This is a genomic window from Streptomyces sp. NPDC059900 (genome assembly GCF_050270335.1).
GTDB lineage: Bacteria > Actinomycetota > Actinomycetes > Streptomycetales > Streptomycetaceae > Streptomyces.
Genome location: NZ_JBNNJZ010000449.1, coordinates 1 through 6,793 on the forward strand (window position 1 = coordinate 1; position 6,793 = coordinate 6,793).

Consider the following 6,793-nt stretch of genomic DNA (forward strand, 5'->3'; position numbering starts at 1 on the left):
GTCTACGTCACCCGCAAGGGCGGCACCATCACCACCTGCGCCTCCACCTCGGGCTACATGCACGAGTACGACAACCGCTACCTGTGGATGTCCCTCAAGCGCATCATCGGCTCGCACTTCGCCAACTACCGCGAGGCCTGGGAAGCCAACCGGCTGATCGCCAAGGGCAAGATCCACCCGACCCTGTCGAAGACGTACTCCCTGGAGGACACCGGCCAGGCCGCCTACGACGTGCACCGCAACCTCCACCAGGGCAAGGTCGGCGTCCTCGCGCTCGCGCCCCGCGAGGGCCTGGGCGTGCGCGACCACGAGAAGCGCGCGCAGCACATCGACGCCATCAACCGCTTCCGCAACGTCTGAGGGCTGAGGGTTCGCACATGACAGAGCGTCAGAAGGACCGGCCGTGGCTCATGCGGACCTATGCCGGTCACTCCACGGCCGAGGCGTCCAACGAGCTGTACCGGCGCAACCTCGCCAAGGGTCAGACGGGCCTCTCGGTCGCGTTCGACCTGCCCACGCAGACGGGCTACGACCCGGACCACATCCTCGCCCGCGGTGAGGTCGGCCGGGTCGGCGTCCCCGTCTCGCACGTCGGCGACATGCGACGGCTGTTCCAGGACATCCCCCTGGACCAGATGAACACCTCGATGACGATCAACGCCACGGCCATGTGGCTCCTGGCGCTCTATCAGGTGGTGGCGGAGGAGCAGGGCGTGGACATCACGCAGCTCCAGGGGACGACGCAGAACGACATCGTCAAGGAATACCTCTCGCGCGGGACGCACGTCTTCCCGCCGGGGCCCTCCCTCCGCCTCACCACCGACATGATCACCTACACGGTGGCGAACATCCCCAAGTGGAACCCCATCAACATCTGCAGCTACCACTTGCAGGAGGCCGGGGCCACTCCGGTGCAGGAGATCGCGTACGCGATGTCCACCGCCGTCGCCGTGCTCGACGCGGTGCGCGACTCGGGGCAGGTGCCCCCGGAGAAGTTCGGTGACGTCGTCGCCCGCATCTCCTTCTTCGTGAACGCGGGCGTCCGCTTCATCGAGGAGATGTGCAAGATGCGCGCCTTCGGCCGCATCTGGGACCGCATCACACGCGAGCGGTACGGCATCACCAACCCCAAGCAGCGCCGCTTCCGCTACGGCGTGCAGGTCAACTCGCTGGGCCTGACCGAGGCGCAGCCCGAGAACAACGTCCAGCGCATCGTCCTGGAGATGCTCGCCGTCACGCTCTCCAAGGACGCACGCGCGCGTGCCGTGCAGCTGCCCGCCTGGAACGAGGCCCTGGGTCTGCCCCGGCCGTGGGACCAGCAGTGGTCGCTGCGCATCCAGCAGGTGCTCGCCCTGGAGAGCGACCTCCTTGAGTACGAGGACATCTTCGCGGGCTCGCACGTCATCGAGGCCAAGGTGGACTCCCTCGTCGACGAGTCGCTCGCCGAGATCGACCGCATCGAACAGATGGGCGGCGCGATGGCCGCCGTCGAGTCCGGCTACCTCAAGTCGCAGCTGGTCTCCTCGCACGCCGAGCGCAGGGCACGCATCGAGTCGGGCGACGAGAAGATCGTCGGCGTCAACGCCTACGAGTCGACCGAGCCGAACCCGCTGACCGCGGACCTGGACACCGCGATCATGACGGTCGACCCGGCCGTGGAGAACCGCGTCGTGAAGGCCCTGGGGACCTGGCGCGACACGCGCTACCAGCCGCCGTTCAACCACCCGCGCCCCTGCAAGGCCCTGGACAAGCTCAAGGAGGTCGCCGCGGGCACGGGCAACCTCATGGAAGCCACCCTGGAGTGCGCACGCGCCGGTGTGACGACCGGGGAGTGGGCCGGGGCCCTGCGGGAGGTCTTCGGGGAGTTCCGGGCACCCACGGGCGTCTCCAGCGCCCCGGTGGCCGTCACCGCGGAGGCGGGCACGCCGCTCGCCCTGGTGCGCGACAAGGTCGCGAGGACCGCCGCCGACCTCGGCACCGGCAAGCTGCGCTTCCTGGTCGGCAAGCCGGGCCTGGACGGGCACTCCAACGGGGCCGAGCAGATCGCGGTGCGTGCGCGTGACGCCGGCTTCGAGGTGGTCTACCAGGGCATCAGGCTCACCCCCGAGCAGATCGTCGACGCCGCCCTGGCCGAGGACGTGCACGCCGTGGGCCTCTCGATCCTCTCCGGCTCCCACGCGCAGCTCGTGCCCGACGTCCTGGTGCGGCTGCGCGAGGCGGGCGCGCCCGACATCCCCGTCATCGCGGGCGGCATCATCCCCAACAGCGACGCCGAGGACCTGAAGGCGGCGGGTGTCGCCGCCGTTTTCACCCCCAAGGACTTCGGTATCACCGAGATCATCGGCCGTATCGTCGACGAGATCCGGAAAGCGAACAAGCTCGACCCACTGGAGGTCCCCGCATGACCGCGCCCATCAACCGTCTGCGCCCGCGTCGCTCCTGTCTCGCGGTGCCGGGTTCGAACCCGCGCTTCCTGGAGAAGGCCCAGGGCCTGCCCGCCGACCAGGTCTTCCTGGACCTGGAGGACGCCTGCGCGCCGCTCGCCAAGCCGGAGGCCAGGCACACCATCGTCAAGTTCCTCAACGAGGGCGACTGGACGGGCAAGACGCGGGTCGTGCGCGTCAACGACTGGACGACCGAGTGGACGTACCGCGACGTCGTCACGGTCGTCGAGGGCGCGGGCCAGAACCTCGACTGCATCATGCTGCCGAAGGTGCAGAGCGCCGACCAGGTCGTCGCGCTCGACTTCCTGCTCACGCAGATCGAGAAGACGATGGGCTTCGAGGTCGGCAAGATCGGCATCGAGGCGCAGATCGAGAACGCGCAGGGCCTCAACAACGTCAACGCGATCGCCGAGGCGTCGCCGCGCGTGGAGACCATCATCTTCGGCCCGGCCGACTTCATGGCGTCCATCAACATGAAGTCCCTGGTCGTCGGCGAGCAGCCGCCCGGCTACCCCGCGGACGCCTACCACTTCATCCTGATGAAGATCCTGATGGCGGCGCGCGCCAACAACCTCCAGGCGATCGACGGCCCCTACCTCCAGATCAAGAACGTCGACGGCTACCGCGAGGTCGCCAACCGCGCCGCCGCGCTCGGCTTCGACGGCAAGTGGGTGCTGCACCCCGGCCAGGTCGAGGCGGCCAACGAGGTCTTCTCGCCCTCCCAGGAGGACTTCGACCACGCCGAGCTGATCCTGGACGCGTACGACTACTGCACCTCCGAGGCGGGCGGCAAGAAGGGCTCGGCGATGCTCGGGGACGAGATGATCGACGAGGCCAGCCGCAAGATGGCGCTGGTCATCTCGGGCAAGGGCCGGGCCGCGGGCATGACCCGTACCTCCAAGTTCGAGATCCCGGAGGCCTGACATGCAGTTCGGCCGCACCTACGAAGAGTTCACCGTCGGGGACGTCTACAAGCACTGGCCCGGAAAGACGGTCACCGAGTACGACGACCACCTCTTCTGCCTCCTGACGATGAACCACCACCCCCTCCACATGGACACGAACTATGCGGAGCAGACGACGGACTTCGGGAAGAACGTCGTCGTGGGGAACTACATCTACTCGCTGCTTCTGGGCATGTCCGTGCCGGACGTCTCGGGCAAGGCGATCGCCAACCTGGAGGTGGAGTCGCTCAAGCACGTGGCGCCGACCTTCCACGGCGACACGATCTACGGCGAGACCACGGTCCTGGACAAGACGCCGTCGAAGTCCAAGTCGGACCGCGGGATCGTCTATGTGGAGACCAAGGGCTACAAGCAGGACGGCACGCTGGTCTGCGTGTTCCGCCGCAAGGTGATGGTCCCCACCGAGACGTACATCAAGGAGCGCGGCGGCGAGCAGCCCGGCCGCCCGGAACTCAAGCAGCAGGAGAAGTAGCCATGAGCCGACTCGCGCAGACCGCAGGTCTCACGGAGATCCAGCAGGAGATCCTCTCCACCGTCCGGGACTTCGTCGACAAGGAGATCATCCCTGTCGCCACGGAGCTCGAGCACCGCGACGAGTACCCGCAGGCGATCGTCGACGGTCTCAAGGAGTTGGGCCTCTTCGGGCTCATGATCCCGGAGGAGTACGGCGGTCTGGGCGAGTCGCTGCTCACGTACGCCCTGTGCGTCGAAGAGATAGCGCGTGGCTGGATGTCGGTCTCCGGCATCATCAACACCCACTTCATCGTGGCCTACATGCTCAAGCAGCACGGGACGCAGGAGCAGAAGGACACCTTCCTGCCGCGCATGGCGGCCGGCGAGGTGCGCGGCGCGTTCTCCATGTCGGAGCCCGGGCTCGGCTCGGACGTGTCGGCGATCACGTCCAAGGGCGTCAAGGACGGCGACGAGTACGTCCTCAACGGTCAGAAGATGTGGCTCACGAACGGCGGAACGTCGACGCTGGTCGCCGTTCTGTGCCGGAGTGACGAAGGACACCCCGAGGGGACGGCCCCCCACAAGTCGATGACGACCTTCCTCGTCGAGAAGGAGCCCGGCTTCGGAGAGGTCCGCCCCGGCCTCACCATCCCCGGCAAGATCGACAAGATGGGTTACAAGGGCGTCGACACGACCGAACTCGTCATGAACGGGCTACGAATTCCGGCCAATCGCGTGCTCGGCGGGGAAACCGGTCGCGGTTTTTACCAAATGATGGACGGCGTCGAAGTCGGTCGGGTAAATGTCGCGGCGCGTGGCTGCGGTGTTGCTCAGCGTGCATTTGAGCTCGGTGTCTCGTATGCCCAGCAACGTCACACTTTCGGCAAGGCGATCGCCCAGCACCAGGCCATCCAGTTCAAGCTGGCCGAGATGGCTACCAAGGTCGAGGCCGCGCATGCGATGATGGTGAACGCAGCACGCAAAAAGGACTCCGGGGAACGAAACGACCTCGAAGCAGGGATGGCGAAGTACCTCGCCTCCGAATACTGCAAAGAAGTCGTAGAGGACGCGTTCCGGATTCATGGCGGTTACGGCTTCTCGAAGGAGTACGAGATCGAGCGCCTGTACCGTGAGGCTCCGATGCTGTTGATCGGTGAAGGTACCGCCGAGATCCAGAAGATGATCATTGGACGCCGACTGCTCGAAGAGTATCGACTCCAGGGCTAAATGCCCGCTTTGGGGCGGTTTCGTCGAGAAGAAGGTCACACCCTGTCAGCAGTCTTCGGCCGTCGACTCCGCTTCCTGGCTTGCCCAGTTGTGGCTCGCAACCGATACCATCCGGAAAAAGCCGCCGTCCCCCGTTAACTGCGCGGCATCATCCGCTACGAAGGTCATCCATGCCCCACAGCCAAACCTCTGCACCACGCGACAGCCTCGCTGGCGTACGCCTTGCGCGGGGAGCATCGCCGTGGCTCCTGCCGACTGTCGCCACCGCGGCACTCAGCCTCGTCCGCGCGCGTCGCTCCAAGGGCGCCGCGGCCGTAGCTGTACCCGCCACCGCTCTGGCGGCGGGCATGCTGTGGTTCTTCCGCGACCCCGAGCGCGAGATCGCACAGGGCCGGGTCATCTCGCCCGCCGACGGTGTGGTGCAGAGCATCATGCCGTGGAAGGACGGGCGCACCCGCGTCGCGATCTTCATGAGCCCGTTGAACGTCCACGTCAACCGCGCGCCCCTCGCGGGCACGGTGACGTCCGTGGAGCACATCCCCGGCGGGTTCGTCCCGGCGTTCAACAAGGAGAGCGAGAACAACGAGCGCGTCGTCTGGCACTTCGACACCGAGCTCGGTGACATCGAGATGATCCAGATCGCGGGCGCGGTGGCGCGACGCATCGTTCCTTACGTGCCGCAGGGCACGAAGGTGGAGCAAGGCGAACGGATCGGCCTGATCCGCTTCGGCTCCCGCGTGGACATCTATCTCCCCGAGGGTGTCGACGTGGACGTCGAGGTCGGTCAGAAGACCGTGGCTGGGGTGACTCGAATTGACCGTGGTTGATCCAGAGACACAAGCGGGCTGGGTGCCCGAGGCGGCCGAGGACGAGGCCGACGAGGAGATGCCTCTCTCACTCCGCCTCTCGATAGCGGACACCCTCACGCTCGGTAACGCCACGTGCGGGTTCATGGCGGTGTACTTCACCACCACCGGCATCCTCATCCCGCACCTCCAGGGCAGCAACGAGAGCGGCATGGCGCGGCACTCCGCCGCGACCGCCGTGATCCTGATGCTCTGCGCGGCCGTCTTCGACCTCTTCGACGGGCTCGTGGCGCGCAAGCTGCGGTCCTCGCCGATGGGCGCCGAGCTCGACAACCTGTCGGACCTGATCAGCTTCGGTCTGGCTCCCGCGTACTTCGTGCTCGTGTACGGCATGGTCGCCGACGACGCGCACCAGAGAGTGGCCGCGGTCGGAGCGATCGTCGTACTTCTGGCGGTGGTGCTGCGGCTTGCGCGGTTCAGCTGCGTGACCGTGAAGGACGGCACCTTCCAGGGCATGCCCTCGCCCTTCGGCGCGCTGACGGTCGTCTCGATCGTGCTCCTGGAGCTGCCCTTCGTGGCGACGCTCCTGGCGATCATCGGCACGGCGTGGCTCATGGTCAGCCGGGTCGAGTACCCCAAGCCGCGGGGTCCGCTGGCGGTGGCGATGCTCGCGTGGATCGTCGCGGCCATGGGTCTGCTCGCGGCCTGGGCCTTCGAGGCTCCGGGCGGCCAGCTGCTGCTCCAGACCGGCTGTGCGCTCCAGCTGGTGCTCGGCGCGGTCATCCCGCTCTTCGCCACGGCCCGCCGCGTGAACAACTTCCGCGGCAACCGGCGTGAGGCGCGGGCGGCGCAGTTGCCGTAGCGGCGCTTGAACGGTGTATGCGAAGGGGGCCCGAAC

Annotated in this window: 6 protein-coding genes and 1 pseudogene; all 7 read left to right on the top strand. The window is 67.0% G+C overall.

Going from position 1 to position 6,793, the window contains the following annotated elements:
* Positions 1 to 360 (top strand): annotated as a pseudogene (locus ACQKIP_RS35700) (crotonyl-CoA carboxylase/reductase); the annotation flags it as partial.
* 17 nt (positions 361 to 377) lie between these two features.
* A complete protein-coding gene (locus ACQKIP_RS35705; protein ID WP_365855747.1) occupies positions 378 to 2,405 on the top strand; it encodes a protein meaA in 2,028 nt (675 codons plus the stop codon).
* Complete coding sequence (locus tag ACQKIP_RS35710) at positions 2,402 to 3,367, top strand: HpcH/HpaI aldolase/citrate lyase family protein (RefSeq protein ID WP_361198017.1); 966 nt, start codon at positions 2,402 to 2,404, stop codon at positions 3,365 to 3,367. Before ACQKIP_RS35705 ends, ACQKIP_RS35710 begins: the two co-directional genes overlap by 4 nt.
* A gap of 1 nt (position 3,368) precedes the next feature.
* Positions 3,369 to 3,881, top strand: a complete 513-nt coding sequence (locus tag ACQKIP_RS35715) for a MaoC family dehydratase (RefSeq protein WP_365855749.1) — start codon at positions 3,369 to 3,371, stop codon at positions 3,879 to 3,881.
* A gap of 2 nt (positions 3,882 to 3,883) precedes the next feature.
* Positions 3,884 to 5,089: an acyl-CoA dehydrogenase family protein gene (locus ACQKIP_RS35720; RefSeq protein WP_365855751.1), complete on the top strand. Its 1,206-nt coding sequence runs from the start codon at positions 3,884 to 3,886 to the stop codon at positions 5,087 to 5,089.
* Positions 5,090 to 5,259: 170 nt separating this feature from the next.
* Positions 5,260 to 5,916, top strand: a complete 657-nt coding sequence (locus ACQKIP_RS35725) for a phosphatidylserine decarboxylase (protein ID WP_365855753.1) — start codon at positions 5,260 to 5,262, stop codon at positions 5,914 to 5,916.
* Positions 5,903 to 6,757, top strand: coding sequence for a CDP-diacylglycerol--serine O-phosphatidyltransferase (pssA, locus tag ACQKIP_RS35730; RefSeq protein ID WP_190080876.1), 855 nt, complete (start codon positions 5,903 to 5,905; stop codon positions 6,755 to 6,757). The genes ACQKIP_RS35725 and pssA overlap by 14 nt, the downstream gene beginning before the upstream one ends.
* The last annotated feature ends 36 nt before the right edge of the window (positions 6,758 to 6,793 follow it).

Coding starts and splice junctions, on each gene's coding strand:
- ACQKIP_RS35705 (WP_365855747.1), top strand. CDS start 378: ATGACAGAGCGTCAGAAGGACCGGCCGTGGCTCATGCGGACCTATGCC.
- ACQKIP_RS35710 (WP_361198017.1), top strand. CDS start 2,402: ATGACCGCGCCCATCAACCGTCTGCGCCCGCGTCGCTCCTGTCTCGCG.
- ACQKIP_RS35715 (WP_365855749.1), top strand. CDS start 3,369: ATGCAGTTCGGCCGCACCTACGAAGAGTTCACCGTCGGGGACGTCTAC.
- ACQKIP_RS35720 (WP_365855751.1), top strand. CDS start 3,884: ATGAGCCGACTCGCGCAGACCGCAGGTCTCACGGAGATCCAGCAGGAG.
- ACQKIP_RS35725 (WP_365855753.1), top strand. CDS start 5,260: ATGCCCCACAGCCAAACCTCTGCACCACGCGACAGCCTCGCTGGCGTA.